The 26,066-nt window shown below is 42.1% G+C and carries 27 protein-coding genes; 14 read left to right on the top strand and 13 right to left on the bottom strand.

Going from position 1 to position 26,066, the window contains the following annotated elements; all coding sequences use genetic code 11:
* Nucleotides 1–16: 16 nt before the first annotated feature.
* Both KXQ82_RS16130 and KXQ82_RS16125 read right to left on the bottom strand, forming a co-directional pair.
* On the bottom strand, nucleotides 17–508 hold the full coding sequence (locus tag KXQ82_RS16130; RefSeq protein WP_219489486.1) for a GNAT family N-acetyltransferase: 492 nt from the start codon (nucleotides 506–508) through the stop codon (nucleotides 17–19).
* A gap of 61 nt (nucleotides 509–569) precedes the next feature.
* On the bottom strand, nucleotides 570–1,577 hold the full coding sequence (locus KXQ82_RS16125) for an aspartate-semialdehyde dehydrogenase (protein WP_219489485.1): 1,008 nt from the start codon (nucleotides 1,575–1,577) through the stop codon (nucleotides 570–572).
* A gap of 231 nt (nucleotides 1,578–1,808) precedes the next feature.
* On the opposite strand from KXQ82_RS16125, the gene KXQ82_RS16120 reads away from it, so the two are divergent.
* The 3 genes from KXQ82_RS16120 (at nucleotide 1,809) to KXQ82_RS16110 (ending at nucleotide 3,673) form a co-directional block, all read left to right on the top strand.
* Nucleotides 1,809–2,534, top strand: a complete 726-nt coding sequence (locus KXQ82_RS16120; RefSeq protein ID WP_219489484.1) for a YebC/PmpR family DNA-binding transcriptional regulator — start codon at nucleotides 1,809–1,811, stop codon at nucleotides 2,532–2,534.
* Between the two features lie 127 nt (nucleotides 2,535–2,661).
* Nucleotides 2,662–2,886, top strand: coding sequence for a DUF2442 domain-containing protein (locus KXQ82_RS16115; RefSeq protein WP_219489483.1), 225 nt, complete (start codon nucleotides 2,662–2,664; stop codon nucleotides 2,884–2,886).
* Between the two features lie 4 nt (nucleotides 2,887–2,890).
* Entirely contained in the window at nucleotides 2,891–3,673 is a 783-nt protein-coding gene (locus tag KXQ82_RS16110) for a hypothetical protein (RefSeq protein ID WP_219489482.1), read from the top strand.
* 25 nt (nucleotides 3,674–3,698) lie between these two features.
* Here KXQ82_RS16110 and KXQ82_RS16105 read toward each other — a convergent pair whose 3' ends face one another.
* The 3 genes from KXQ82_RS16105 to KXQ82_RS16095 form a co-directional block, all read right to left on the bottom strand.
* Nucleotides 3,699–4,499, bottom strand: coding sequence for a carboxylesterase family protein (locus KXQ82_RS16105; RefSeq protein ID WP_219489481.1), 801 nt, complete (start codon nucleotides 4,497–4,499; stop codon nucleotides 3,699–3,701).
* A gap of 29 nt (nucleotides 4,500–4,528) precedes the next feature.
* Nucleotides 4,529–5,497: an oxygen-dependent tRNA uridine(34) hydroxylase TrhO gene (gene trhO, locus KXQ82_RS16100; protein ID WP_219489480.1), complete on the bottom strand. Its 969-nt coding sequence runs from the start codon at nucleotides 5,495–5,497 to the stop codon at nucleotides 4,529–4,531.
* Between the two features lie 101 nt (nucleotides 5,498–5,598).
* Nucleotides 5,599–8,049, bottom strand: coding sequence for a DUF5686 family protein (locus KXQ82_RS16095; protein WP_219489479.1), 2,451 nt, complete (start codon nucleotides 8,047–8,049; stop codon nucleotides 5,599–5,601).
* Nucleotides 8,050–8,228: 179 nt separating this feature from the next.
* Here KXQ82_RS16095 and pheS point away from each other — a divergent pair, with 179 nt between their 5' ends.
* The 3 genes from pheS to KXQ82_RS16080 are packed head-to-tail and all read left to right on the top strand — an operon-like array spanning nucleotide 8,229 to nucleotide 10,340.
* Nucleotides 8,229–9,263, top strand: a complete 1,035-nt coding sequence (pheS, locus tag KXQ82_RS16090) for a phenylalanine--tRNA ligase subunit alpha (protein WP_219489478.1) — start codon at nucleotides 8,229–8,231, stop codon at nucleotides 9,261–9,263.
* Between the two features lie 44 nt (nucleotides 9,264–9,307).
* Nucleotides 9,308–9,754, top strand: a complete 447-nt coding sequence (locus KXQ82_RS16085) for a Rieske (2Fe-2S) protein (protein ID WP_255563690.1) — start codon at nucleotides 9,308–9,310, stop codon at nucleotides 9,752–9,754.
* 4 nt (nucleotides 9,755–9,758) lie between these two features.
* Complete coding sequence (locus KXQ82_RS16080) at nucleotides 9,759–10,340, top strand: TetR/AcrR family transcriptional regulator (protein ID WP_219489477.1); 582 nt, start codon at nucleotides 9,759–9,761, stop codon at nucleotides 10,338–10,340.
* Nucleotides 10,341–10,411: 71 nt separating this feature from the next.
* On the opposite strand, the gene KXQ82_RS16075 is transcribed toward KXQ82_RS16080, so the two are convergent.
* Nucleotides 10,412–11,158 carry a hypothetical protein gene (locus KXQ82_RS16075; protein WP_219489476.1) on the bottom strand — a complete coding sequence of 249 codons (747 nt, stop codon included), beginning with the start codon at nucleotides 11,156–11,158 and terminating at the stop codon, nucleotides 10,412–10,414.
* Between the two features lie 323 nt (nucleotides 11,159–11,481).
* Here KXQ82_RS16075 and KXQ82_RS16070 point away from each other — a divergent pair, with 323 nt between their 5' ends.
* From KXQ82_RS16070 to KXQ82_RS16045, 6 genes are all read left to right on the top strand, one after another.
* Nucleotides 11,482–13,041 carry a sensor histidine kinase gene (locus KXQ82_RS16070; RefSeq protein ID WP_219489475.1) on the top strand — a complete coding sequence of 520 codons (1,560 nt, stop codon included), beginning with the start codon at nucleotides 11,482–11,484 and terminating at the stop codon, nucleotides 13,039–13,041.
* Nucleotides 13,042–13,055: 14 nt separating this feature from the next.
* On the top strand, nucleotides 13,056–13,490 hold the full coding sequence (locus KXQ82_RS16065; RefSeq protein WP_219489474.1) for a response regulator: 435 nt from the start codon (nucleotides 13,056–13,058) through the stop codon (nucleotides 13,488–13,490).
* A gap of 50 nt (nucleotides 13,491–13,540) precedes the next feature.
* The gene (locus KXQ82_RS16060; RefSeq protein ID WP_219489473.1) at nucleotides 13,541–14,179 is read left to right on the top strand and encodes a response regulator; all 639 of its coding nucleotides are present in this window, start codon (nucleotides 13,541–13,543) and stop codon (nucleotides 14,177–14,179) included.
* Nucleotides 14,180–14,466: 287 nt separating this feature from the next.
* Entirely contained in the window at nucleotides 14,467–15,900 is a 1,434-nt protein-coding gene (gene rlmD / locus KXQ82_RS16055; protein ID WP_219489472.1) for a 23S rRNA (uracil(1939)-C(5))-methyltransferase RlmD, read from the top strand.
* 5 nt (nucleotides 15,901–15,905) lie between these two features.
* The gene (locus KXQ82_RS16050) at nucleotides 15,906–16,298 is read left to right on the top strand and encodes a hypothetical protein (protein WP_219489471.1); all 393 of its coding nucleotides are present in this window, start codon (nucleotides 15,906–15,908) and stop codon (nucleotides 16,296–16,298) included.
* A 57-nt stretch (nucleotides 16,299–16,355) separates the two neighbouring features.
* Nucleotides 16,356–16,865, top strand: coding sequence for a phosphoribosyltransferase family protein (locus tag KXQ82_RS16045; protein ID WP_219489470.1), 510 nt, complete (start codon nucleotides 16,356–16,358; stop codon nucleotides 16,863–16,865).
* Between the two features lie 54 nt (nucleotides 16,866–16,919).
* Here KXQ82_RS16045 and KXQ82_RS16040 read toward each other — a convergent pair whose 3' ends face one another.
* The 3 genes from KXQ82_RS16040 to KXQ82_RS16030 are packed head-to-tail and all read right to left on the bottom strand — an operon-like array spanning nucleotide 16,920 to nucleotide 19,182.
* Nucleotides 16,920–17,450, bottom strand: coding sequence for a shikimate kinase (locus KXQ82_RS16040; protein ID WP_219489469.1), 531 nt, complete (start codon nucleotides 17,448–17,450; stop codon nucleotides 16,920–16,922).
* Between the two features lies 1 nt (nucleotide 17,451).
* Nucleotides 17,452–18,627 carry a BT_3928 family protein gene (locus tag KXQ82_RS16035; protein ID WP_219489468.1) on the bottom strand — a complete coding sequence of 392 codons (1,176 nt, stop codon included), beginning with the start codon at nucleotides 18,625–18,627 and terminating at the stop codon, nucleotides 17,452–17,454.
* Nucleotides 18,628–18,633: 6 nt separating this feature from the next.
* Complete coding sequence (locus KXQ82_RS16030) at nucleotides 18,634–19,182, bottom strand: DUF1599 domain-containing protein (protein ID WP_219489467.1); 549 nt, start codon at nucleotides 19,180–19,182, stop codon at nucleotides 18,634–18,636.
* A 184-nt stretch (nucleotides 19,183–19,366) separates the two neighbouring features.
* On the opposite strand from KXQ82_RS16030, the gene folP reads away from it, so the two are divergent.
* Nucleotides 19,367–20,218 (top strand): dihydropteroate synthase, encoded by an 852-nt coding sequence (folP, locus tag KXQ82_RS16025; protein ID WP_219489466.1) that lies wholly within the window; start codon nucleotides 19,367–19,369, stop codon nucleotides 20,216–20,218.
* 461 nt (nucleotides 20,219–20,679) lie between these two features.
* On the opposite strand, the gene KXQ82_RS16020 is transcribed toward folP, so the two are convergent.
* From KXQ82_RS16020 to recJ, 3 genes are read right to left on the bottom strand one after another with little or no spacing between them, the layout of a single operon-like run.
* Nucleotides 20,680–22,203, bottom strand: coding sequence for a GH3 auxin-responsive promoter family protein (locus KXQ82_RS16020; protein WP_219489465.1), 1,524 nt, complete (start codon nucleotides 22,201–22,203; stop codon nucleotides 20,680–20,682).
* Nucleotides 22,204–22,212: 9 nt separating this feature from the next.
* The gene (gene lptB, locus KXQ82_RS16015; RefSeq protein WP_219489464.1) at nucleotides 22,213–22,968 is read right to left on the bottom strand and encodes an LPS export ABC transporter ATP-binding protein; all 756 of its coding nucleotides are present in this window, start codon (nucleotides 22,966–22,968) and stop codon (nucleotides 22,213–22,215) included.
* Nucleotides 22,969–22,995: 27 nt separating this feature from the next.
* The gene (gene recJ, locus KXQ82_RS16010; RefSeq protein ID WP_219489463.1) at nucleotides 22,996–24,699 is read right to left on the bottom strand and encodes a single-stranded-DNA-specific exonuclease RecJ; all 1,704 of its coding nucleotides are present in this window, start codon (nucleotides 24,697–24,699) and stop codon (nucleotides 22,996–22,998) included.
* An 88-nt stretch (nucleotides 24,700–24,787) separates the two neighbouring features.
* Between recJ and KXQ82_RS16005 the strand changes: the two genes are divergently transcribed.
* On the top strand, nucleotides 24,788–25,561 hold the full coding sequence (locus KXQ82_RS16005) for an MBL fold metallo-hydrolase (RefSeq protein ID WP_219489462.1): 774 nt from the start codon (nucleotides 24,788–24,790) through the stop codon (nucleotides 25,559–25,561).
* On the opposite strand, the gene KXQ82_RS16000 is transcribed toward KXQ82_RS16005, so the two are convergent.
* Nucleotides 25,554–25,973 (bottom strand): response regulator, encoded by a 420-nt coding sequence (locus KXQ82_RS16000; RefSeq protein ID WP_219489461.1) that lies wholly within the window; start codon nucleotides 25,971–25,973, stop codon nucleotides 25,554–25,556. The genes KXQ82_RS16005 and KXQ82_RS16000 overlap by 8 nt on opposite strands.
* Nucleotides 25,974–26,066: the final 93 nt, after the last annotated feature.

Below are 26,066 nucleotides of genomic sequence, written 5' to 3'. Positions count from 1 at the left end.
GTCGAAAGCGAAAAGCTTAAAGCCCTACAGCCGCTTCGAGGGCAACCACATCATCCCAACCTATCCAATGCTCATTAATATGCTCGCCACCATGTTTCAGGTAAAACTGTTGGTAGGGGTTATCCTTATCAATACCTACACACACGCTTTTAACATTGAATTGCTTAAACCAATCCAGCAAATGCGCCAGCATCTTGGTGCCATAACCTTTGCGCTGCTGTTCTTTTAACAAATAAAAAGCCTGTATCTCAGCATCCTTTTCATAACGTGTAGTCAGGTGCCCGGCCACGTATCCAATAATATGCCCGTTTAACACCGCCTTATACACCACCCGTTCAGGCTTAGCGCTGGCAGGCGTTTGGGCATCAAAATATGTTTGCCAACGGTAACCTTGTATAGCATGACTTATACCCACCTCATCGTTATCATAAAACGATTTGAGCTTGCTTTCAATCTCAACCTTAGTCAATTCGTCAATATCAGCTGTGGTGGCGATGTGTATCTGCATAAAATAAAAATAGGGATAACTTTTGGTCATCCCTATTTTAACATTAAAATTATGATTTTGTTTAAGCTTCCGCCGGAACACCAACTAAGTGTTTAGCAACCAGGTATTCAGCAATCTGTACCGCGTTAGTAGCGGCACCTTTGCGCAGGTTGTCGCTTACTATCCAGCAGTTCAGGGTATTTGGCTGGCTCTCATCGCGGCGGATGCGGCCCACAAATACTTCGTCTTTATCATGAGCATCTAACGGCATCGGGTATTTCAGGTTGGCAATATCATCAGTAACGATGATGCCCGGCGATTTTGCCAGTAATGCTTTCACTTCTTCCACATCAAAATCGTTGGCGAACTCAATATTAACCGACTCGCTGTGGCCGCCCATTACCGGAATACGTACAGTTGTTGCAGTAACACGGATGCTGTCGTCGCCCATGATCTTGTTGGTCTCTTTCACCATTTTCATTTCTTCCTTGGTGTAGCCGTTATCTAAAAACACATCAATTTGTGGTATAACGTTCAGGTCAATTTTGTATGGGTATGCTTTCGCCCCATCAACACCTGCGCGCTCGTTCATTAACTGGTCAACCGCCTTTACGCCTGTACCAGTTACCGATTGGTAAGTTGATACTACAACACGTTTAATTTTGTATTTATCGTGCAGTGGTTTTAAAGCCACTACCATTTGTATGGTTGAGCAATTTGGATTGGCGATAATTTTATCTTCGGCAGTTAATACATCGGCATTAACTTCGGGAACCACTAATTTTTTAGTCGGGTCCATTCTCCATGCTGATGAGTTATCCACTACTGTAGTACCCACTTCGGCAAAACGCGGCGCATCTTGTAAAGAAGTACTGCCACCAGCCGAAAACAAAGCCAGATCGGGCTTCATGCTAATCGCTGTATCCACAGAAACGATCTTGAATTGCTTACCCTTGTAAGTAATTTCCTTACCAACACTTTTTTCGGATGCTACGGGTATCAATTCTGTAACCGGGAAGTTGCGTTCTGCCAGAACCTGCAACATTTTAGTACCTACCAAACCGGTGGCACCTACAACTGCGACTTTCATTTTAAATTAATTTATAAATTACTGTTAATTAAATAGTCTGCAAAAATGCAGATTTTTTTTGCCTTTTAAAAGGGCAAGAGATAAATTCTATTAAAATGGTATAGTTTGACTCACCACCAAAATTAACCCGTTTTAAAATTTCCTACCATTACACTCATTTTTTTACCTTTGCCATTACGGATGGTTTCCACAATGAATTATGAACCATCAACTATGAACTAAGTAAACACAATGGGAAGAGCATTTGAGTTCCGTAAAGAGAGAAAATTTAAGCGCTGGGCCAAAATGGCAGTGCAGTTTACCCGTTTGGGGAAAGAAATAGTTATGGCGGTTAAGGCTGGTGGATCAAACCCCGAAGCCAATTCGTGGTTGCGCACCGTTATGCAAAACGCCAAGGCGGTTAACATGCCTAAACATACGGTTGAAGCCGCCATTAAGCGCGCGTCGAACAAAGATGAATCAAATTATGAAGAGCTGGTTTACGAAGGTTACGCCCCACACGGTGTGCCCGTACTGGTTGAAACCGCTACCGATAATACCAACCGAACTGTTGCCAACGTGCGCAGTTATTTTACCAAAACGGGTGGTACTTTAGGCAAAACAGGCTCGCTCGATTTTGTATTTACCCGCAAAGCTATATTCCGTTTTGAGCCTGCCGATCGCGACCTGGAAGAACTGGAGTTTGAACTGATAGACGCAGGCCTGGAAGAACTATACCTGGAAGCAGATGAGAACGGCCACGATATTGCAGTAGCCCAAACCGCTTTCGAAGATTTTGGTACGATGCAAAAAGCTTTAGAAGGTATGGGTATCGAACTAAAATCAGCCAAACTGGAGCGCATCGCACAATCGCATACCAAAGTAACCGAAGAGCAGGCTGCCGATGTAATGAAACTAATAGACCGTTTGGAAGAGGACGATGATGTGCAGGCGGTTTATCATAATATGGAAGAGTAAACTAACGTTACTCTCCCGCAACGTCATTGCGAGGGAAGAAGCAATCTTCGATAGGCATTTGCGCTAATGAATAGTTTAGGATTGCTTCGTACCTCGCAATGACGGCTTTATTATTTATCTTTAATCTATGGCAATTTTCACTTCGCGAAAGCAAAAAAAAGACATCAAACTCACCTTTGATGGCAGCATGCTTTACGTGGAATGGACAGGCGGCAAACCACAGGCATTCCCCATGGCTTGGCTACCCAAATTGCTTAACGCGACGGATGAAGAACGTGCAGATTGGAACTTAACCCCAACGGGCATTCACTGGAACAAACTGAACGAGGATATTACTGTTACCGGATTATAGGCTTATGACATTCGAAGAGTTCTTCAAAAAGAAAAAGATCGACCTGGCTCAACTATCCGTAGCCGAGCCAGTACTTTTTGCCGAATTTGAAGCTCACTATGCCGTAATGGGCGAAAAAAGTTTTGACCACACCAAAAAATACCTGTTTAACAGCCTAAGGCGTATATACCATACAGCCGAAGAAGTTAAGGCAGAAAAGATAATTATAGAAAACCGGTTGGCCGAGCAAACGGTAATTGATTCGGTAACTAATGAAGTTGCCGAAGAGCATGCACCCAAGGTTGGCTTTAAACCGAGGTTTAAGACCAATGTTCCGGTAGCAGCGGAAATTTTGGCTACCCCTGCTGAAGAAGTTAAACAAACCGAAGCTGCGGACACAGATGCTACGCCTAAACTTGGCTTTAAGCCAAAATTCAGGACTGCCAGCCAGCCAAAGGTTGTGGATGAAGCTACTGTTCCTGCCAAAGAAGTTAAACCAGCTGAAGAAACCCCGGCTCCTGTTACGCCGAAACTTGGCTTTAAACCCAAATTTAAAGCTGCCGCTCCGACTAAAGTTGTAGAGGAAAGTATTGCACCTGCTGAAGAGGTTATACCTGTTGATGAAACCCCGGCTCCTGCCACACCTAAACTTGGCTTTAAGCCCAAGTTTAAAGCTGCCGTTCCACCTAAAGTTGCAGAGGAAAGTGTTACGCCTGCTGAAGAGGTTAAACCTGTTGAAGATATTCCTGCCGTTACACCGGCACCAAAGCTGGGATTTAAGCCAAAGTTTAAACCTAAAACAGAGTAGTATTTAATAAATTACGTATTTGCGCTTACTGAGCTTCTTTTTTACTGTGCAAAAACAACCAGGGTAATAACTCCGGCTCTGCGAAGGCATTGCTCCAACTGTTGTGTGCTACGTTTTGGTATAAGGTGAGTTTAGGCTTTCCTCCAAATTTTTCAATGGCGGTGGATATGTCCTTCGAATGTGCTGCAGGCACTATAGTATCATCTTCGCCATGAAATAACCAAAGCGGTGTTTGAGCATAACTTTTTGCATTGAGTGCATTATCGCCACCACAAATTGAAAAAGCGGCGGCAAATACGTTGGGCCTGCGCCTTAACAGTTCCAGGGTGCCCATCCCCCCCATCGATAAACCGCCTACATATACGCGGTCCTTATCAACGTAAGGCTTACTTAAAAAATCATCAATAGCGCCTAAAAGCAGGGCCATATCACGGGTAGGCTCTCCGGCTATCTGGAAATTATGCTGCACATTACCATCAGGAGTGGTATCTATATGTACATTAGCCCAAAAACCATCCTTTGAGCATTGCGGAAAAATAACAATGGCAGGATCATTTTGGAGAAACTTATTTTGTAAAAAAAGCGCGCCGCCATTATTTAACTGAACGGAGTTATCGTTACCCCGCTCGCCTGAACCATGCAATACCAGTACCAGCGGATATGTTTTTTCTGAGTCGAAATTTGATGGAAAAAGTATACGGTAGCTTATCGTTTCCTTTTTAAGCGAATATGAATCCCGTTTGTACCGGTCAAAATCCTGAGCCTTATTAATTGAAGGAGAAGCTAACTTTAGCTTTATTAATAATGACTGTATCGATCTATTCATTTCGGCTAAAACAGAATAAGGGTAACTTACTATCCACCCAAATTAACCGCAGATTTTGGATTCTTTTTGGAGAAATTAACAGGTTGCGGCACTTTAACGTAATAACCTGTACCATCATAAACACGTTTGCGCGGATGTTGCTGACATGCTACCGAACAGGTGCCTTCCAGTTTTTCGCCACAGGCATCGCATTGGGTAAAGTGCTCGTTACACTCCGGGTTGGCACAGTTGATCATTTTAGCAGTGGTGGTGCCACAGTTATAGCAAGTTGATATTACCTTCGGGTTTACCGCGTTTACATCAACCGTTAAACGGTTATCAAAAACATAGCATTTGCCTTCAAAATCTTCGCCGCCGGCTTCTTTACCATATTTGATAATGCCGCCATGCAATTGATATACATCGGTAAAGCCTTCGTGCAAGAGCAAGGCCGAAGCCTTTTCGCATTTAATGCCCCCGGTGCAGTAGGTTAATATTTTTTTGTCTTTGTATTTAGCCAACTCGTTTATCTGTGCCGGGAAATCGCGAAAGTTCTCGATATCCAGGGTTACTGCGTTTTTGAAACGGCCAACTGAATGTTCGTAGTTTGAGCGTACATCCAGTATAATAACATCATCACGATCTTTCATCGCCAAAAAGTCTTTGGGCTCCAAATGTTTGCCGGTTTGTTGTTGCGGGTTGATTACGTTTGGGTCGCGCAGGCCTGAGTGTACTATTTCAGATTTATAGCGTACATGCATTTTTACAAATGAAGGCTCATCAACGTTATCAATTTTAAAATCGATACCGGCAAAGCGTTCATCAGCATGCAGGGTGTTCATATACGTTTGGCATGATTCGGCAGTACCCGAAACAGTACCGTTCAAGCCTTCTTCGGCAACTATGATGCGGCCAACTAAGTTTAAGCTTTTGCAAAATTTGAGATGATCGGCAGCGTATTGCTCCGCATCAGTTATTGTTGAATAACAATAATAGAGTAATGTTTGATATGTAGTCATAATGCATTGATACTGTTTCAAGCAGCGTTTAATGAGTGGCAAAGATAGTGCTTACTAACAGATTTGACAACTTTTAAAAAGTTGTCAAATCTACCCGGGTGTTACAATCCATAATAAAACATTATCCCGTGCATGTAATGATTACCACCTAAAAATGATATTCCATAATCAACACGGAAAATGTATCGCTTTAAGCCCACGTAAAACTCGGTATAAGCAGGGGTGTTAGCGCGGCCCAGGTAATTAGCACCTATTATCTCTTCTAATTTTGCATGGCGTATCCCTTTTAGTTTATTCATCAGGAAACCCGAAAAATTATGTTCGTAATGCGCTTCTACAAAGCTATCATCGGTATAGGTGTAGTACCTTAAAAAGTGGAAGTAGCTTACCAATGGCGTAAAGGTAATTCCTTCGTTGCCTTTAAACTTTTTATAATCGGGGTACACCAGCGCGTTTGTATTGAAAAACTTGCCTGCGGTAACGGTAAATGATGAGTAACCAACATGCCCTATCTTAATATGATCATCATACACTTGCAGGTCGGCATAGTCATAATCAATATCCGAATTAAGTACATTTTTGATACCTTTTTTATAGGTCAGTTTTATTTTAGGCAGCCTGCTTGGCTGATAAAGAAACCCATTGGGTGTGCTTACATATTGCTCATCAAAAGTATAAGTAACAGATGTTTTTAGCGTTAGCGCGTTACTGGTTTTAAACAACAGGTTATTATCGGGCAACTCGGGATGGAATGGATTATTAGATGTTAATACTACGTCGGGCTTATCTACCACAGTAAAATAGGTAGTATTATACAATTGCTCCCGTTGTGCATATTCTAATGAGCCATCAAACAAAACCCCTCTGAACAAATTATGTTGCAGGCCCAGCATGGCATATTTGGAGCGATACAGCTTCATAGTGTTGCTCTCAAAAAACAAGGTACTAATTGAGTTAATAAAAGGGCTGTTATTCACCTCATTATTCAGGTCGAGCACGCTGCTGCCTGCCTTACCATAAAAAATGGCTTTGGTGTATGGGTTGTACCGGTATTTAAAACCAACATTGGCACTCAATAAATTATTCGAGAAACCATAGCGCAGTTCGGGGCTTATGGTGTAACTTTTCAGCCTGTCAATACGCTTATCATAGTCGGCTTTAAAATCAAGTGCAAAACCTTCAACATTATTGAATAATATAGTTTCGTAAGAAGGGTGAAAGAACCATGATGAACCGGCAGCCCTGTTTTTTATTGAGTCGCCAAATATCATGTAACGCAACGGCTTAAACTTATTGTTCGCCCGCTCCAGCGAATCCTGATAGACATCGGTTTCGGCTATGCGGGTAACAGCATCCTTATCCCGGTAATTGCGTACTTCTTCGGGCGTGAGTGGCACAGGTCTGTTTTTTGCCCAGTAAACAGAGTCTTCCTTGCGGGAATGGTTAGGCACACGCATTATTTCTCCATTAAAAAACTTAGGCGGAAATTTAGGATCGAAGTTATAATCGCTAAAAGTGCCAATAATATAACCTGTGTACCTAAAGCCAACCAGCGCCCCACTGTAGGTAATAGCCACCGCGGCGGGTTGCCATCTGTCGTTAGATAGTTGTATATAATCCTGGTTAATGTTCAGGGTATCAACATAGTTCAGGTTGGCGTTCTTGGTCACAAATAAATGCACGCTGTAAATACGCCAGTCGCCATCGGTAATATAAATATACCCGTTAAAAATTGGCCCGTGAATATGCTTTGGCAATACCTGTATCTTGTGGATGGTTTTACCGTTCTCAACCGAGGTCCCAAGCAGTTTATAGCTATAAAAATTCAGCGCGTCATCTGCAATGGGCGATACCAAACGGCGCTGGCTGAGGCCTTGAATATCAAACGTATTGCGATAAAAGTTCATCTGCAAATTTGCCGCGCGGTTAAAGCTGAACGCATTGTTAACACCCGCTTCTTTTGATGATATTACAATTTCTTTTACACGGTTTGGCTGCTCAAAATTAAACTGTGTTTGCATCTCGGCCATGTACAAAATATTGTTGGTTGTGGTATCAATATCAAACTGTTTGGATACCGCCTTACTCACTACATTTTGCGATGCGTGCAGCAAACGCTGCATACCTTTAATGTATACATTACAGCTATAAGCCAATGTTTCGTTTAAGTATCCTTCGCGTTTTGCAATAGCGTTTTTGATGATTGTTAGCGCGAGACCGGTACTGTCTGCATTGGCATCATTCAGCTTATACTGCTCAACCCGGAGTTGCACATTTACTACTTTATTTTGGCTTGATAACTCTATGTTCTCCAACCTCTGTTTAAATCCCAGTGTGCGGAAACTAAGTTGGTATTTACCGGGCTTTAATTTGAGCATATACTGCCCGTTCGCGTTGGTACTTGTGCCGGCTGATGTACCGATAACATATACTGAAGTAAAGGGAATGGCATTGCCTGCCAGATCGGCTACTTTACCCGTTATGAGATATTGCTGGGCAGCCACCTGCACTGATATTAGCAAAAACGCGAATAGTATTAAATTTTTCTTCATAAGGGTAATCAAACCATACAAGCAATATTATTGCAAAAAGTTTTATTTGAATGTAAAATTATAGCTAAATGTATCATACGGGCAGTTTTTAGACCCGGAGCACCAAAAATACGCGCGCTTTTTCTATATTTGTTGCAACGATGCCTGGCGCTGTGCCGAACATCCGAACTGATAAGATAATGCAAGATAAAATAGACCAATACACCGCCGAGATAAAAGCGTTCACATCGGCCAAAGCAGATGAACTGGAAGCCTTCCGTATTAAATATTTAGGGACAAAAGGATTGATAAAAGACCTTTTTGAACAGTTTAAAACAGTTGGGACCGAAGAGAAACGCACTTTTGGAAAGGTATTGAACGAGTTTAAGCAATTTGCCGAATCAAAATATAATGAGTTAAAGGACAGCATAGACTCATCGACCGCTACCGAAGACACCGAATTTGATATGACGTTGCCTGGCGAGGGTGTTTCTGTTGGCTCACGCCACCCGCTGTCACTTATCCGCAACGAAATTATCGACATATTTAAACGACTGGGTTTTGTGGTTGCCGAAGGACCCGAAATTGAGGACGACTGGCATAACTTTTCAGCATTGAACTTTCCTGAAGAGCACCCTGCCCGCGATATGCAGGATACTTTCTTTATCAAAAAAAATTCGGGTACGGATGATATCGCTCTGCGTACGCATACTTCATCTGTACAGGTACGGATGATGGAAAATGGCAAACCGCCATTCCGCGCTATTATGCCGGGCCGCGTATACCGTAACGAAGCTATATCCGCCCGTGCGCACTGCTTTTTTCACCAGGTTGAAGGTTTGTACGTTGATGAGAATGTGTCTTTCAGCGACCTTAAACAAACCCTATACAGCTTTGTACAAGAGTTGTATGGCGAAGGTACCAAGGTACGTTTCCGCCCATCATACTTCCCATTCACCGAGCCCTCTGCCGAAATGGATGTATCATGCACCATTTGTAAAGGCGCTGGATGTAACATGTGTAAGCACTCAGGTTGGGTAGAAATTTTAGGTTGCGGAATGGTTGACCCTAATGTATTGGAAAACTGCGGTATAGACAGTAAGAAATATACCGGCTTTGCTTTCGGAATGGGTATTGAGCGTATCACCAACCTTAAATACGTGATCCGTGACCTACGTTTATTTTCGGAGAATGACGTGCGTTTCCTGGAGCAGTTTAAAACTGAAATAATATAGGTTTAACATACGTTTTAAAACCAAACCGTAATAATAAACCGTAAATGAGTAAAGGCATATATACATGGAGAAATGTGATGAAAGCAGTATGCTTTTTTATGGTGTGTATATGCTGCATTAGCTGCGGTAAAACCGATAACAGTTTTGTGCCCGATATACCGGTAAATTTCCAGTCGCCGTTGACAGATCCGCGGCTGAGCAACCTTACCGTTGCGGGTGGTGCTGTTGTTATAAACGGGTATGGCGTATCGGGCATTATTATTTACCATAGCCCAAATGGCAATTACCTGGCTTATGACAGGTGCAGCAGTTACCAGCCCGAAAAACGTTGCGCGGTTAATTTAGATAACCCCACCTTTACGGTTACCGACCCCTGCAGTGGTGCCAAATTTTCGCTGAGCGATGGTTCGCCGGTAAAAGCACCGGCAACTAAGTCGTTAAAAATGTATACAGTAAGTGTGAACTTTAATGAGATATTTGTATCCAATTAGATAAATGGAAGTTGATAAAATAAAAGAAAGCATTAAGCGTGCCGCGCAAGAGCTATTCCGCAAGTTTGGCTATCACAAAACCAGTGTTAACGAAATTGCGCGTAAGGCTAAAATAGCTAAAGCTACCATATACAAATATTTTGAAAGCAAAGAGGATGTGCTACACGCCCTGCTGATGGATTATATACGCCTGAGTGTTGACGACCTGATAGCAAACTACAACGATGAGATGGACGAGGAAACACACCTTACCAACCTCATTATGAAAACCAGCCGTTTAAGCTACACCATTTGTAATGAATTTATTGGCTGGGACTTTATCCGCGAAAGTACCAACTCACAGGATTTTTTAAAGAGCTTAAGTAACGAACTTGAAGAGCTCCTCATCAGCTCATTTACCCGCGTTACCGATATCCGCCGCGATGAGACTTACCCTTCGCGCCTGCGTTTCCTCATCAAATCAAGCAAGAGCATTGTTTTCAGCTTTGCCTTTACTTCGGTAAGCGATTCGGATGTGCGCAAAAATTTTGTAAGCTTCCAGAAAGAGATTTTACCTTATTTGGTGAAGGCGGCGATAAAGGAATAGGACCAAGAGCCGCAAATCAAAGTATTTTAAATAGCGATGATTTTTAAACCTATCGCTATTTTTGTTTACAATTAATCCAGGCCTTGTTTTTTACGGTATTCATCACGCTCTTTCTTATACTTCCCGTTATCGTAATTAGCCTCTTTACGGCTTGCTATCATCCATCCTGTTGTATACTGCTCAAAAGGTATGCGCTTTTCAAAAGCGGTGGCCAGTTGCTTTATATCGCTCGCTGTCTTTAATGTATCAAAAACATCGTGTGCGGCATCATTACTTGCCTTTTTCCAGCATGTTTTAAATGTATATACATTATTGTCAGCATATTTAAAAGAAGGAGGGCTGCCATCCAGGTAACTGGCAACTCGTATCTCACCATACCCGTTGGCATTTAATATGGTATCGCGCTTTTGCGCAGGGATATTACTAAGGTTAACGCTCGTTAATTGTTTAAATAGTTTTATCGCGGTAGCATTATCTAATGCTTTTGTTTCGCTATAGATACGTTTGGTAGGGTGTTCTTTGGTTGTGTCAACATACTCATGCGTATATAGGGTAACAAAAGCCTTGCATTCATTTTCGTTGATATAGTTTACATCAAGTATTACCGAGGCGGATATGGTATAGCTAAAAAACAAACGCCAATGCGTTCCGTTTTTTAGCTTGGCTACGTCAGGCAGCTTAAGTTTTTGTTCGAGGCTATTAAAGTTTTGATAAGCGTAAATATCATCTGCCGATACCTTTGCCTGTTTCTGCTGGCCGAAAGCATTGCTGCATATCAATAAAAAATAAAACGCGAAGATAGGCTTGATAGATTTCATCACATTAGGTTTAGATAAAACGAAAAACAGCTCTCAACTATTAATAATAACGAATAATTTTACGCTTATAATTAATTAGATTTCTACAAATAGGATATCATAAATATATTAATTATATTCAAAACAAATAGTAAAAAAGCATACTTATTACCTAAAGACACGATAATATCGTACCTTCACTTTACCTCCTTTGAACAACCTGGCTGCTTTATGCACAATCAGACTTTGACCCAGGTATAATATATCAACATTATCATTGCCGTTCCTTGTTTCTTTACCGGAGCAGTTTTTTTATTGCCGTAAACATAAACGATTAACTTATCATGGAAAAAAGAAACACACCAAATACTGTGATTCCCCACAAGCCCAATCTTCAAAACTCCGAAGAAAAACGAACTACTGAATTAGTGATCGCTAAGCTAAATATAGCACTTCAAAAAAATGAAAAAGAAATACAGGCGGCCGAACTATCCAACGCCAATAAAGAATTGATTTTTCAAAACCAGGAAAAACAGAACCTTGCGGCTGAATTGGTTATTGCCGATAAGGAACTGGCCTTTCAGAATAAAGAGAAAAGGAAACGGGCCGCTGAACTGATCATCGCAAACAAAGAACTTGCCTATCAGAATACCGAAAAAGAGAACCGGGCTGCCGAACTCATTATAGCCGATAAAGAACTCGCTTTTCAAACCATTGAAAAAGAGAACCGGGCTGCCGAGCTAATCATTGCCAATAAGGAGCTTGCATTCCAAAATGATGAGAAGGAAAACCGTGCCGCCGAATTGCTTATCGCTAATAAAGAACTGGCCTTTCAAAACCAGGAGAAGGAAGACAGAGCTGCTGAACTATTGATAGCCAATAAAGAACTTGAATATCAAAACACCCAAAAAGAACAACAATCCGCAGCCCTTACTATAGCTTATAAAGAACTCGCCTTTCAGAATAAAGAAAAAGAAAACCGTGCCGCTGAATTATTAATAGCTAATACAGAATTAGCTTTTCAAAATGATGAAAAAGAAAAACGGGCCGCTGAACTCATCATAGCCAATGTTGAACTGGCTTTTCAAAATGATGAAAAAGAAAAACGGGCAACTGAACTCATTTTCGCTAATAAAGAACTAAAAAAAGCAGAAGATGATATCCGTAAGCTAAATGAAGACCTGGAGCAAAAGGTAATTGAACGTACCGCTCAACTCGAAATGGCTAATAAAGAACTTGGATCATTCTCGTACTCTGTATCGCATGATCTGCGAGCCCCTATACGTGCAATAAATGGTTACGCCCGCATATTGGATGAAGACTATGGCGACAAGCTGGATGAGGATGGAACCAAAATACTGCATGCCATTACCCATAATTCCAAAAGAATGGGTCAGCTGATAGATGACTTACTGGCATTTTCAAAATTGGGCAGAAAAGAAGTAACGGTTTCTGATATTAACATGACCAGCCTTGTTAACTCGATCAAAGATGAAATGCTGCTCGATGATAACGGCAATAAGATCATATTTAAAATAGGCGATTTAACCACCACAAAAGCTGACTTTTCATTAATAAAACAAGTATGGATCAACCTCATATCTAATGCTGTAAAATACTCGCAACACAAGGCTGAAACACATATAGAAATTGGCAGCACTAATAAAGATGGCTTTATAACTTACTATGTAAAAGACCACGGCGCCGGTTTTGATATGCAGTATTATAACAAGCTTTTCGGTGTTTTTCAGCGCCTGCATTCGCAGGAAGAGTTTGAAGGAACCGGTATTGGGCTGGCTATAGTACAAAAAGTTGTTGACCGCCACGGCGGCACAGTCTGGGCCGAATCTGTATTGAACCAGGAAACCTGCTTTTACTTTACCTTACCCATTATAACTACCTGATAATTCCCAAAAACATGAATGATATCGAAATTTTATTTGCCGAAGACAGCGCCGATGATGCATTACTTACTATGCGTGCGCTTAAAAAAAGCGGTTTTTTAAATCGTGTACACCATGTAAAAGATGGCGCGGAAGCGCTCGATTTTATGTATTGCCAAGGTACCTACAGCAAAAGAAACAGCCAGGAAAAACCTAAACTAATATTGCTTGATCTTAAAATGCCTAAAATAAGTGGCATGGAAGTTCTTGAAAAATTAAAGACCGACCCCAATTTTCAATCCATACCCATCATCATACTCACCTCATCAAAAGAAGACCCTGATATACAAAAATGTTATGCACTTGGTGCCAACAGCTATATTGCAAAGCCTGTTGAAAGCGACAACTTTTTCCAGGTGATAAAAGAGATCGGTTTGTATTGGATGATACTAAGCCAATTACCCGATTAATTAAAATTTATACTTAATGCGCCAAGCTTAAGTACCTAAACCGGCACAATATGTTAACCTTACCATACAAAGTACTCCTACTGGAAGACAATAAAAGCGATGCAGACCTCACCATACGGGAGTTAAAAAAAGGCGGACTAAGTTTTGAGCATCAAATAGTAGAAACACGTGAAGATTTTGAAAATGCCTTACAAAACTTCAGCCCGGATATCATCATTTCCGATTACTCTTTACCATCTTTCGATGGGCTTTCAGCATTTATCATCATGCAGGAAAAATATCCCGAGATTCCTTTTATCATTATTTCGGGCATGCTTGGCGAACAAAAAGCCGTTGAGTTAATAAAAAGTGGCATTACCGATTATACCATAAAAGACAAGCTATTTACGCTGCCCCCAAAAGTAATGCGTGCTTTACGCGATGTTGAAGAACATAATGAAAAAAAGATAGCGGACGCTGAGTTAAAGCTGCATCACGATAAGTTACATGAAATAGCCTTCCTGCAATCACACCAGGTAAGGGTACCCATTGCCCAAATATTGGGCTTGTTCAGCCTCTTTAAGTTCGATGATCCTTATAATCCCGTAAATGCCGAGGTATTGCAAATGCTTCAGGCAACTGCCCAATCGTTTGACACCCTCATTCATGATATTGTAGAAAAAACTACTGATATAAGGAAAATGCATTAAAGATAAATCCACTATACCGTTTTGGTTTTTGGTATATATTTACTATGTTTGCATAGTATCAATACCATTATCATGAGCAGCGAGCTAAAAGAATTTTCAAGCATGATTGATGAGCGTTTTGAATTGGCCGACATAAAAGAAGACGAAGGTATTTTGGATTTAATTATAAGTTGGTTTATTTAACACCTTAACAAACATCAATGCACTCACACCTCAAATAACAGGTGATGGCATTTTTACGGCCATGCATTTAGCAAATTCCATATTTCAGGTTAACTTTGCTGCCAATGAGACCAGCACGCAAACCCAACACTTTTCTCCAAAACATTAGCATTATAGATATTGCCGAAGAAGGCAAAGGTGTAGGCAAAACCGACGAACTGGTTGTTTTTGTTGAGAAAGCCATTCCCGGCGATGTGGTTGATGTAGAGGTTTACCGTAAAAAGAAAAACTTTGCCGAAGCTAAAATAACCAATCTGCAAACAGCATCAGAATACCGTACCGATGCTTTTTGCGAGCATTTTGGTGTGTGCGGCGGTTGTAAATGGCAGCACATGCTGTACGATGCACAACTGGTTTACAAGCAAAAATCGGTTACCGATGCTTTGCAGCGCCTTGCCAAAGTAGAATTACACGGTCTTATTCCTATCCTGCCATCAAAGCAAACCAGTTACTATCGCAATAAACTGGAATACACCTTCTCCAACAAACGCTGGTTAACCGACGGTGAAAATCGCGAAGACAGTGACCTGGAAATGAATGCCCTCGGCTATCACATCCCCGGACGTTTTGATAAGATACTGGATATCGACCACTGCTACCTGCAGGCCGATCCCTCAAACCAAATACGTAATAAAATACGCGCTTACGCCTTACAGCATGGCATTAGCTTTTATGATATTAAGGCTCACGAAGGTGCTTTGCGTAACCTCATCATCCGCACCTCGTCAACCGGCGAGTTGATGGTGATCGTTGTGTTTGCCTACGCTGTTGAAGAACAGATAGAAGGCCTAATGAAATATGTTGCAGATGAGTTCCCGCAGATCACATCGTTGCTATACATCCTCAACAAAAAAATGAATGATACCATTTTTGACCAGGATGTAATTACCTACCGCGGTATGGATTATATTCACGAAGCTATGCCGACCAATGCTGACGGCACAGGGGTGATACAATTCCGCATCGGGCCAAAATCATTTTACCAGACCAACTCTGAGCAGGCCCTGCACCTGTATGAAATAACCCGCGACTTTGCCGGCTTTACCGGTAATGAATTGGTGTACGATTTGTACACCGGAGCAGGCACCATTGCCAACTTTATAGCCGGGCAGGTAAAGCAGGTAGTGGGCGTTGAGTACGTGCCTCAAGCCATTGAAGATGCTAAAGTCAACTCATCCATCAACAATATCACCAATACCAAATTCTTCGCTGGCGATATGAAGGATGTGCTGACGCCCGACTTCGTAGCTGAGCACGGCAAACCTGATGTGATCATTACCGACCCGCCACGCGCTGGCATGCATGCCGATGTGGTGAACCGCCTGATGGAAATTGAAGCCGAAAAGATAGTTTACGTAAGCTGCAATGCAGCTACCCAAGCCCGCGACCTCATCATATTAAAAGAAAAATACGACGTAGCTAAAATACAACCGGTAGATATGTTCCCGCATACACAACATGTGGAGAACGTTGTATTGCTGAAGCTACGCGCCAATTAACTGTTATGGATCCCGAAGAACTACTCAACGAAAACCCGGGCGAGACCCAAAAGGAAAGCCCGCTGAAAAGCCTCGAGGCTGATCTGAAAATATATGCCGAATCGATGCGCGAGGTAGCTGTCGAGATCATGGTGGAAGGAATTTCCCTCTATCCTATCTTCATTGCCCACCAGCACGAAGTAAAGCTGGGGGAGGTAATACTCGACCGTATCGAACTTAACACTACCTGGACCATCAATGCATCTACCCTTGAGGAATTTGTTGAGATCGGTATCATTAAAAAACAGCTCCAGGATAAGTTCCTGAAAACATACAAAAAACCTGAAGACTATATGTGCATCTTCGTGGTAACACCCGAAGGCGCTAACTTTGTTTTTTACCCTTACGGGAAAGGATAACCATTTTCAGAATCCGATTACTGTTATTAACTTAGTAGGCATAACAACAACCATCCAATGTCCGACAAAAAGATACTTGTACTTAACCAGCAGCAAATACAGCAAAAGATAGACCGTATTGCTTACCAGGTATTGGAAGACAACCTTGACGAAACTGAAGTTGTTATCGCTGGTATATTACCCCGCGGCAATTTATTAGCAGAACGTTTAAAGAAGGTACTGGATGGTATAGCGCCTTTTAAAACTACGCTGTTAAACATCGAACTTGAAAAAGATAGCTCAACCCTGAAATCAAAGATCAATTTTGATGTAAATGACCATGCCGAAAAAGTGATCATCCTGGTGGATGATGTGCTAAACAGCGGCAAAACACTGGCTTATGGTATGGGTGTATTTTTAGATGTGCACCTCAAAAAAATAAGCACCGTTGTATTGGTTGATCGTAACCATAAAAGCTTCCCTATATCAACTGATTACGCGGGCATTGCCATGTCTACCGTTTTAAAGGAACATGTTGATGTTGTACTGAATGAAGCGGGACAGGAAGACGCTGTTTATTTAAGGTAACACACTAAGGCGCATACAACGCTGAGAAAACCATTTGCGTCTTCGCGAGAGAAATCATTCTGTTATCACAGCTTCCAGCTTCTCCACGCTCATATCTATTCCATCTATAATAAATGTAGCACGGTTATAAAAGCCTTCGCGTTCGGCTAACTTTTCGGTAATAAAAGCAACAAGTTCATCACCTTTTTTACCTTGCAATACCGGGCGTACGGTTTTGGCATTCTCCAGCCTGTCGCCTAAAGTTTTTGGAGATAGCCTGATGTAGATACTCTTTCCGTGGCTGTTCATCCAGTCCATGTTATCAAAAAAACAGGGTAAGCCCCCACCTGTTGATACAATAGCACTGGCCGGGTAATCGGTTTGCTTTAACACATCCGATTCCAATTGCCTGAAGGCTGACTCGCCATGCGCGTTAAAATACTCAGGGATGGCCATGCCTACTTTGGCTTCCAACACATGGTCAAGGTCCATAAAATCACATTCCAGTTTAGCGGCCAGCTTGCGTGCCCAGGTGGTTTTACCGCAACCCATAAAGCCTACTAAAAATATAAGGCCATGGCCCTTTTGTTCTAACTCAGCCGACATATTATGGGTGTTGCAGGTATTGTTTAACTAAGTTATCGTAAGTGGGCACGGTATGGTAATGCCATTTATTGATGATGGTACCACCCTTCATCAGCAATACGCCGGGATTGGCTCTTACCATGCTTTTCAGCGGCACCTCATCCGCATAAAATATCTCGCTTACCAAATGATTGGCCTTGCTGAATGCCTCCGCGTCTTTCGGCGAGTTTGAAGTTAGCAATACTACACGGCTATTATAATTCTCTTTCAGGTCTATCGCCATAGCGTTTAAATTACGCATGGCGTTTACATTGGTTTTATCCAGGTTGTAAGCCACAATAAATACGTTGTAATAAGGGTTAGCCAACAGCGCATCGGTATAGCTATTACCCGATGCATCGTTAATATTGAGGTCTTGTATCTTGGGATGGAAACCTCTTTTTATCAACTTGTTTGTCGGGTCGCCAACTATCGCCCAGTTATTATCCTTCCAGATACCGGTCTTGAGGTATTCTTTATCTGTCATCACCTTGGTTTCGCCGGTCTTTTTGTTTTTCAGGCTATAGGTCAGCTCAAACTCATCGGGCATTGCACCGGGTGGGGTTTTCATTTCATCAGGAATATTGGCCCCTACTTTATACGGCAGAAAATCCATCACCGGCAAAAAGTTATAGGTGTAAAAGCCAACACCAAACGATACGATGATAGCCACAATAGCGATGTTCTTTTCGGCCTTTGGTTTAAACAGCGGCTTTATCGCATCCTTTTGTTTAAATATCACCAGTATCAGCAACAGCAAGATCAGATCTTTACTGAAGGACTGCCAGGGTGTTAACACAATAGCATCGCCAAAACAGCCACAGGTTTGCACCACCTTAAAGTACGCCGAGTAGAATGTCAAAAAAGAGAAGAAAACGATTAACAACAACAGGCCCCAGGCCACTTGCTTGCCGCGAACACCGATGAGCAAAGCAAAGCCAAAAAACATTTCTAAAGCGCATAAAAATATGGCGAGCGACACAGCGAGGTTATTCAGGAATGTGATATGGAAAACTTCAAAATACTCTTGTAGTTTATACGAGAAACCCAAAGGATCATTCGCTTTGATCAATCCGGAAAATATAAAAAGTACGCCGACAAATATGCGGCAAATCCAAAGCACAACCGAGCCTTCGTTTATTTTTTTAGTGGCTGTCATTTATAATTATATTTCGAGGAAACCCTCTGTTTTTATAAGCGCGAAAACCGAGTAGTTCAGCATATCCTGGTAATTGGCCTTTACACCTTCTGATGCCAGGGTCTGCCCTTTGTTATCTTCAATTTGCTTTACGCGAAGTATCTTCATCAATATCAGATCGGTAAATGAGCTGATACGCATATCCCGCCAGGCTTCACCATAATCGTGATTTTTGGCAAACATCAGATTTTTGGTTTCATTCACTTTTTCATCGTAAAGATTGCTCACTACATCAGTGTCCATTTCCATGGGCGCATCGGCGTTAAGTTCCAGTTGCAACATAGCAATAACGCAATAATTGATGATACCGATGTATTCGCCAACAATATCCTCTCCTACCTTACTCACTTTCTTTTCTTCAAGCGTGCGAATGCGCTGCGCCTTGATAAAGATCTGGTCGGTAATGGATGCAGGGCGTAGTATGCGCCATGCCGTGCCGTAATCGCGGGTTTTTTTCACAAAAAGATCCCTGCAAACTTTTATTACTCCTTCGTATTCTGCTGCTGTATTTGCCAAGACTGTGTTGTAATGTTAAAACGTTTGAATGTTGTTTTCTAATGTTGTAAGGTTTGAAAGTTGTAATGTTATTTCTAATTTGATGTATCAGGCAACATTTAAACATTGCAAATTACAACATTCAAATGTTCAAACATCCTAACTTTACAACATTGTAACATTAAAACTTTACAACATTCTTCGAATGGCTAAAGATACATTTTTTAATAAAAAGATAACCCTAAATGCGGATGGTAAACTCATTGATCTGAGTGTACCAAAGGTAATGTGTATCATCAACATCACGCCCGACTCATTTTACGCAGGCAGTCGCCACCAAACCGTGCATGATGCCGTATTACAAGCTGCAACAATGTTAGCAGAAGGTGCCGCAATACTCGATATCGGTGCTTATTCATCGCGCCCCGGCGCAACGGATATTTCAGCACAGGAAGAAACTGACCGCCTGTTACCTGTTATTGAAGCTATTGTAAAAGCCTATCCGGATGCCGTTTTATCTGTAGATACCTTTCGTGCCCCGGTTGCCGACGCGGCAATAAAAGCAGGTGCACACATCATTAACGACATCAGCGGCGGGCAACTGGATGCTGATATGTTCGCTACAGTGGCCAAACTGCAAGTACCTTACATCCTTATGCACATGAAAGGCACACCCCAAACCATGGTGCAGCAAGCACAATACACCAATGTATTTACAGAGGTGTATGATTACTTTACCGAGCGCATCCAACAGCTAAAAGCCTCAGGAGTTCACGATATTATCCTTGATCCCGGCTTTGGCTTTGCCAAAACCCACGAGCATAGTTACGAACTGATGAGCAAATTGCAGGATTTCCGTGCGCTGGACTTGCCTGTCCTTGTCGGGATATCCCGCAAACGGATGATCTGGCAACTCAGCGGCGGCAACGCTGCTGATGCCCTTAACGGCACCACCGTACTCAACACCATCGCCCTTACCAAAGGCGCAAACATCCTGCGTGTTCACGATGTAAAAGAAGCTGTTGAAGCGGTGAACCTCTGGACCAAATGCGGCTAAGGCATCTGGGTATTTATGGATATGTTTCCCTCCACATCATTGAGAAGTACAGCCTGTGCCGAACTTATTTCGGTAAAGCAATCCTAAAGACCAAAGGCAAAGCCACATAGGTATTTATGGGTATCAAAACAATAGTACAGAACCGACGAAGCATCATAAATTGCCATTTTCATAACAAAACACCCATGCCCCACTGAAAAACTTGGGTATTTATGGGTGTTTTAGCAAAAAAAACGAGTGTTACATTGCCATTTTTATAATTCAACACCCATAGTTACAGTTGCCGATAACATTGGTATTTATGGGTATTCTTCAAAGAACTTTTCGACTTTGTTATTGCGAGCGAAGCGTGGCAAATTTGAGAAACACATGGGTATTTATGGGTATTCAAAAAATCTTTACTTCTTGTTCCTTACTCTTTGATCCAAACACATACAAGATACGCAATTCCAGCAACAATATCAAGCAACAACATCTGCTATCACCTTCAATATCGCATCCACATACTCGCGGTTATTGGCTAAGCGAGGTACTTTATTTTGTCCGCCCAGCTTACCACGACTACTCATCCAGTTAAAGAAAGTACCTTTCGGCATGGAGCGTACTATCGGCCGTTGCAATGCCATGTCCTTAAAGCGCTTGGCATCATAATCGGAGTTTATTTTACGCAGGGTGCTGTCTAACAGGTCAACAAAACGTTCAAATTCGGCGGGCTTTTTTTCAAACTCTATCAGCCATTCATGACCGCCTTTACTGTTGTTTGAAAAGTAAACCGGCGCGGCAGTGTAATCGCGGATTATAGCCCCGGTTTGCTTGCAGGCTTCAGCCAAAGCACGTTCGGCATTGTCAATGATCACCTCTTCGCCAAAGGCATTAATAAAGTGTTTGGTACGCCCGGTTATTTTGATGCGGTATGGCGATAGCGAGGTAAACTTTACCGTGTCGCCAATAAGGTATCGCCATAACCCTGCGTTGGTACTGATGATGAGCGCGTAATTTTTACCTAACTCAACCTCGTCCAGTGTGTATGTTTTGGGCTGCTCATCATGCAGGTGTTCCAAAGGTAGAAATTCATAAAAAACACCATAATCCAGCATCAGCAGCATATCATCGCGGCCTTCAATATCCTGTATCCCAAAAAAGCCTTCGGAGGCATTGTAGGTTTCCAGGTAGTACATATTATCCAGCGGGATGAGCTTTTTGAATTGTTCCCGGTAAGGCGTAAAATTTACCGCCCCGTGAAAGTACACTTCCAGGTTTGGCCAAACTTCGAGCAGGTTGCTTTTGCCTGTAATTTCGAGGATACGTTTAAACAGCAGGATATTCCAGGTGGGCACGCCACTTAAACAGGTAACATTCACATCAATAGTGGCATGCGCCATCTTTTCTATCTTTTCCTCAAAGTTTTCGAGTAGCGCGATATCGAGGTGCGGCACACGATAAAACTGTGCCCAAAGGGGCATGTTCTTCATAATTACCGCCGACAGGTCGCCAAACGAAGCCTCCGCATTTACGCTGTTGATCTGGTGGCTGCCACCAAGGGTAAGCACCTTGCCGTCAAATATCTGCCCTTCGGGGCGGTTATTCACAAACAGGGTCAGCATATCTTTGCCACCTTTAAAGTGGCATTCTTCCAATGATTCTTCGCTTACGGGTATAAACTTGCTCCTGTCATTCGTTGTACCCGATGATTTGGCAAACCATTTTATCTCGGAACCCCAAAGTACATTTTGTTCCCCATCCAGCATACGCTGGATATAAGGCTGCAAGGTTTCGTAAGTTTGTATGGGTACACGCTCTTTAAACTGGCGTAAATTTTCAATATCGCGGTAATGGAATTGTTTACCCCATTCTGTATTCTCGGCGCTTGATATCAGCCGCTCAAACCACTCTTCCTGTACTTCATTAGGATATTTCTGGAAAAGCTCGATCTGGTGGATGCGCTTTTTCATAAACCACGTAAATACAGAATTAATGAGCGTCATGCTATCGGTTTATTGGGGAAACGTTTTGCGCTTAAGCACAAAGTTTGCACCAAGATAAACTTTTCTAACCATTTCATTTGCAGCCAAAACTTCGGGCACACCGCTTTCCAGTATCTTACCTTCAAAAAGCAGGTAAGCCCTGTCGGTAATGGATAGTGTTTCCTGCACGTTGTGGTCGGTAATTAAAATACCAATGTTGCGGTAACGCAGTTTTGCCACCATGGCTTGTATCTCTTCAACCGCAATCGGGTCAACGCCGGCAAAAGGCTCATCCAGCAAAATAAATTTAGGCTCTGCAGCTAATGCACGGGCAATTTCGGTACGGCGGCGTTCACCACCCGAAAGCAGGTCGCCACGGTTTTTGCGTACTTTGTGTAAGCTAAACTCGTCAATCAGTTCTTCCAGCTTTTCTTTTTGGCGCTCAGAACTCAGGTTACCCATTTCAAGCACGGCTTTAATATTATCTTCAACCGTCAGTTTACGGAAAACTGATGCTTCCTGCGCCAGGTAGCCTATCCCTTTTTGCGCACGGCGGAACATGGCATCTTTGGTAATATCATCATCAGTGCCTTCATCACCTTCCAAATGAATGGTACCTTCATTAGGTTTTATCAGGCCAACAACCATGTAAAATGATGTAGTTTTACCGGCACCATTCGGGCCAAGCAGCCCAACAATTTCACCTTGCTCCACATGGAACGATACATCGTTAACAACGGTACGTTGCTTGTATTTCTTTATTAAATTATTGGCACGTAAAATCATCTTCTAAGTTCTAAAAACAAAATAACACTAATAAGTCCGGATACCTTTAATATTCAACTGAATGCTGCGGCGTTCGCGCCAAACATTTTCTTCAATACTGTAGCAAATATCAAAAGGTATTCCTTTGCTTATTTTTGGCAGGTACTCACCCATATTAAAGGCTATGCAATCAAACGCAGGCGAATCCTGCTGTTGCACCGTCATTTTGATATGGTTATTACCTACAATGCTTGCATTATTGCCACTAACATACACATTTTTTGTGATGAATACCGGCGACATGTTCTCGGGCCCAAATGGCGAAAACTGGTTCAATACTCTAAAAAATTTCGCCTCTATCTGTTTTAAATCCAACTCGGCATCAATACGGATCTCCTGTATCAGCAGGTCATCGGTAATGGAGGCATTTACCACTTCCTCAAACCGCTGGCTAAAGGCTTCAACCATTTCGGGTGCCATGGTTAACCCCGCTGCATATTTATGCCCGCCAAACTGTATCAGCAGGTCGCTGCAGCCACACAAGGCTTCATACAGATCAAACCCATAAACAGATCGCGCCGAACCTGCCACATGCTCGTTCGATTTTGTTAATACAATAGTTGGGCGGTAATATTTTTCCGTCAGGCGGGATGCTACGATACCGATAACACCCTTATGCCATTTCTCGTTATATACCACGGTACTTTTACGCCTCATCATTACCTCGTCGCCGTCTATCATACCCAAAGCTTCGTCGGTAATATTCAAATCATGCTCCTTACGCTCAATATTACGCAGGTTGATCATATCCGATTTTATCTGTGCTGATTCATCTGTACAAGCGATCAGCAGCTCAACAGCATGCTTGGCATCATCTATCCTACCCGCGGCGTTAATACGCGGGCCTATCATAAACACAATGTCGGATATGGTATAATTTTCTGTTCTGCCCGCCGCCTGCATCAGGGTTTTAACGCCAATGCATGGGTTGCTGTTAATACGCTGCAAACCATAATAAGCAAGCACCCGGTTCTCGCCCGTAATGTGCACAATATCGCAGGCAATGCTAATGGCGGTATACTCAAAGTATTGGTGTAATTCTTCAAATGGAATATCGTTAACCTGCGCATATGCTTGTATCAGTTTAAAGCCAATACCACAACCGGATAGTTCTTTATAAGGATACCCGCAATCTAATCTTTTAGGATCAAGTACAGCAACGGCATCGGGTATTTCATCTCCGGGGTTATGGTGATCGCATATAATAAAATCAACTCCCAGGCTATTTGCGTAAGCAATTTTATCAACCGATTTAATACCGCAATCCAGCGCTATAATAAGTTTAAATCCATACTCAGCTGCATAATCAATTCCTTTTGTAGATATGCCGTAACCCTCTTTATACCTATCGGGAATGTAATACTCCAGGTTAGGGTATATTTTATGAAAGAAACTATAAACAAGCGCCACCGATGTGGTACCATCTACATCATAATCGCCATATATCAATATCTTTTCACCTTCTTCAAAAGCCTGCTCAATACGGGCAATGGCTTTATCCATATCCTTCATCAAAAAAGGATCGTGAAGATGGCTAAGTTCGGGCCTGAAAAAAAAGCGTGCTTCCTCAAAATCTGTAACGCCCCGTTGTAAAAGCAATGTGCTTAAAACAGGGTCGATATTAAGTTCTGTTGAGAGTTTTATAACGTCGGCATATTCGGGTTTGGGCCTTACCGACCATCTTTTTTGCATATCTTTGCGCTTCAAAAAGTAAATATAGCTAATGCGTTGTTAATTGAATACCCAAAGCAATTAATTAACCACAATACCCTGTTATACAATGCATATTTTTCCATTACAAGAAGGTTCGTACTCGGTTGATGCCAGCAAAAAATTCATCCCTTTTGATCCGGATATCCATAGTTATAAAGATCGACCGGCATCGCTGTTCATCCATGTACAGCCCTTTTTAGTTAAAACGCCAACCGACCTTATTTTATTTGATGCGGGCCTCGGTTTTAAAAATAATCAGGACGAACTGGTACTGCACCAAAATATCCGAAACGCAGGTTTTGACCCGGAGGATGTAACCCTGGTGCTCATGTCGCACCTGCATTATGACCATACAGGAGGCCTTGTGGTGGAACGTAATGGAAAATTAGAGGCCGCTTTCCCCGCGGCAGAGCATGTAATACAGCGCAGCGAATGGGAAACCGCTTTCAGCAGTAAGTCATCATCATACCACAGCGAAATATTTGATGTGCTGCAACGCTCGGTACATATTACCTTTTTAGAAGGTGATGGCGAGTTTAAACCGGGAATCAGCTACGAGTTATCGGGCGGACACAGTCAGTACCACCAGGTGTTTTTGCTAAACTATGATAACGAGAAAGTATTTTTTGGTGGCGACGAACTACCCGAGCCCGAGCAACTGATTCGTAAATTTATAGCCAAATATGATTATGATGGCCGCAAGGCGATGGAGTTACGAGACGAGTACGGAAAACGCGCTGCTGTTGATGGCTGGAAGTGCTTGTTTTACCACGCCAAAGCTAACCCGGTGGGAACTGTTAAATATGAGAACGATAGTTTTATAGTTACCCCTATTAATTAGAGGCCGACAAGCCAAGCAGATCTTTTATTTTATCAACGCTTAATGGTTTGGATATAAAATCTTTTACCAGCGGGTATGACTTTGCTTTGTTAATATCGTTATTAAATACCGATGATGAAATGATGTAGATCTTGCTTTTTCCTTTAGGGTCTATTTTTAACCTTTCGTATTCTTCTAAAAACTCCCATCCATTCATAATGGGCATGTTAATATCCAGTAGTATATAGTCGGGCAGATCATTCAGGTCGTTATTCTGTAATTCTAATAATTGATCTATAGCGAATTTACCATTGAGGCAAGTACGTATTTCCGTATTGATCAATGTTTTTTTTATAAGCTTAACTGAGATAAAGTTATTGATCTCGTCATCATCAACGAGAAGAATACTTACAGCTTTGGCATTTATCGTCATAGGTAATTAATACGGGGGTTTAAAGCAAAAAGTTTCACAAAAAACACTGTTATTATAATATTAATTATTCAACTTTTCTGTTAGACTAATTCT

The organism is Mucilaginibacter rivuli (genome assembly GCF_019391655.1).
Taxonomy (GTDB): domain Bacteria; phylum Bacteroidota; class Bacteroidia; order Sphingobacteriales; family Sphingobacteriaceae; genus Mucilaginibacter; species Mucilaginibacter rivuli.
The sequence above is the reverse complement of the archived record's forward strand: the minus strand, read 5'-3'. Positions and strand labels throughout refer to the sequence as shown.

Bases quoted from the DNA above. Each gene is read 5' to 3' on its own strand.
- KXQ82_RS16130 (WP_219489486.1), bottom strand. From the start codon at position 508: ATGCAGATACACATCGCCACCACAGCTGATATTGACGAATTGACTAAG.
- KXQ82_RS16125 (WP_219489485.1), bottom strand. From the start codon at position 1,577: ATGAAAGTCGCAGTTGTAGGTGCCACCGGTTTGGTAGGTACTAAAATG.
- KXQ82_RS16120 (WP_219489484.1), top strand. From the start codon at position 1,809: ATGGGAAGAGCATTTGAGTTCCGTAAAGAGAGAAAATTTAAGCGCTGG.
- KXQ82_RS16115 (WP_219489483.1), top strand. From the start codon at position 2,662: ATGGCAATTTTCACTTCGCGAAAGCAAAAAAAAGACATCAAACTCACC.
- KXQ82_RS16110 (WP_219489482.1), top strand. From the start codon at position 2,891: ATGACATTCGAAGAGTTCTTCAAAAAGAAAAAGATCGACCTGGCTCAA.
- KXQ82_RS16105 (WP_219489481.1), bottom strand. From the start codon at position 4,499: ATGAATAGATCGATACAGTCATTATTAATAAAGCTAAAGTTAGCTTCT.
- trhO (WP_219489480.1), bottom strand. From the start codon at position 5,497: ATGACTACATATCAAACATTACTCTATTATTGTTATTCAACAATAACT.
- KXQ82_RS16095 (WP_219489479.1), bottom strand. From the start codon at position 8,049: ATGAAGAAAAATTTAATACTATTCGCGTTTTTGCTAATATCAGTGCAG.
- pheS (WP_219489478.1), top strand. From the start codon at position 8,229: ATGCAAGATAAAATAGACCAATACACCGCCGAGATAAAAGCGTTCACA.
- KXQ82_RS16085 (WP_255563690.1), top strand. From the start codon at position 9,308: ATGAGTAAAGGCATATATACATGGAGAAATGTGATGAAAGCAGTATGC.
- KXQ82_RS16080 (WP_219489477.1), top strand. From the start codon at position 9,759: ATGGAAGTTGATAAAATAAAAGAAAGCATTAAGCGTGCCGCGCAAGAG.
- KXQ82_RS16075 (WP_219489476.1), bottom strand. From the start codon at position 11,158: ATGAAATCTATCAAGCCTATCTTCGCGTTTTATTTTTTATTGATATGC.
- KXQ82_RS16070 (WP_219489475.1), top strand. From the start codon at position 11,482: ATGGAAAAAAGAAACACACCAAATACTGTGATTCCCCACAAGCCCAAT.
- KXQ82_RS16065 (WP_219489474.1), top strand. From the start codon at position 13,056: ATGAATGATATCGAAATTTTATTTGCCGAAGACAGCGCCGATGATGCA.
- KXQ82_RS16060 (WP_219489473.1), top strand. From the start codon at position 13,541: ATGTTAACCTTACCATACAAAGTACTCCTACTGGAAGACAATAAAAGC.
- rlmD (WP_219489472.1), top strand. From the start codon at position 14,467: ATGAGACCAGCACGCAAACCCAACACTTTTCTCCAAAACATTAGCATT.
- KXQ82_RS16050 (WP_219489471.1), top strand. From the start codon at position 15,906: ATGGATCCCGAAGAACTACTCAACGAAAACCCGGGCGAGACCCAAAAG.
- KXQ82_RS16045 (WP_219489470.1), top strand. From the start codon at position 16,356: ATGTCCGACAAAAAGATACTTGTACTTAACCAGCAGCAAATACAGCAA.
- KXQ82_RS16040 (WP_219489469.1), bottom strand. From the start codon at position 17,450: ATGTCGGCTGAGTTAGAACAAAAGGGCCATGGCCTTATATTTTTAGTA.
- KXQ82_RS16035 (WP_219489468.1), bottom strand. From the start codon at position 18,627: ATGACAGCCACTAAAAAAATAAACGAAGGCTCGGTTGTGCTTTGGATT.
- folP (WP_219489466.1), top strand. From the start codon at position 19,367: ATGGCTAAAGATACATTTTTTAATAAAAAGATAACCCTAAATGCGGAT.
- KXQ82_RS16020 (WP_219489465.1), bottom strand. From the start codon at position 22,203: ATGACGCTCATTAATTCTGTATTTACGTGGTTTATGAAAAAGCGCATC.
- lptB (WP_219489464.1), bottom strand. From the start codon at position 22,968: ATGATTTTACGTGCCAATAATTTAATAAAGAAATACAAGCAACGTACC.
- recJ (WP_219489463.1), bottom strand. From the start codon at position 24,699: ATGCAAAAAAGATGGTCGGTAAGGCCCAAACCCGAATATGCCGACGTT.
- KXQ82_RS16005 (WP_219489462.1), top strand. From the start codon at position 24,788: ATGCATATTTTTCCATTACAAGAAGGTTCGTACTCGGTTGATGCCAGC.
- KXQ82_RS16000 (WP_219489461.1), bottom strand. From the start codon at position 25,973: ATGACGATAAATGCCAAAGCTGTAAGTATTCTTCTCGTTGATGATGAC.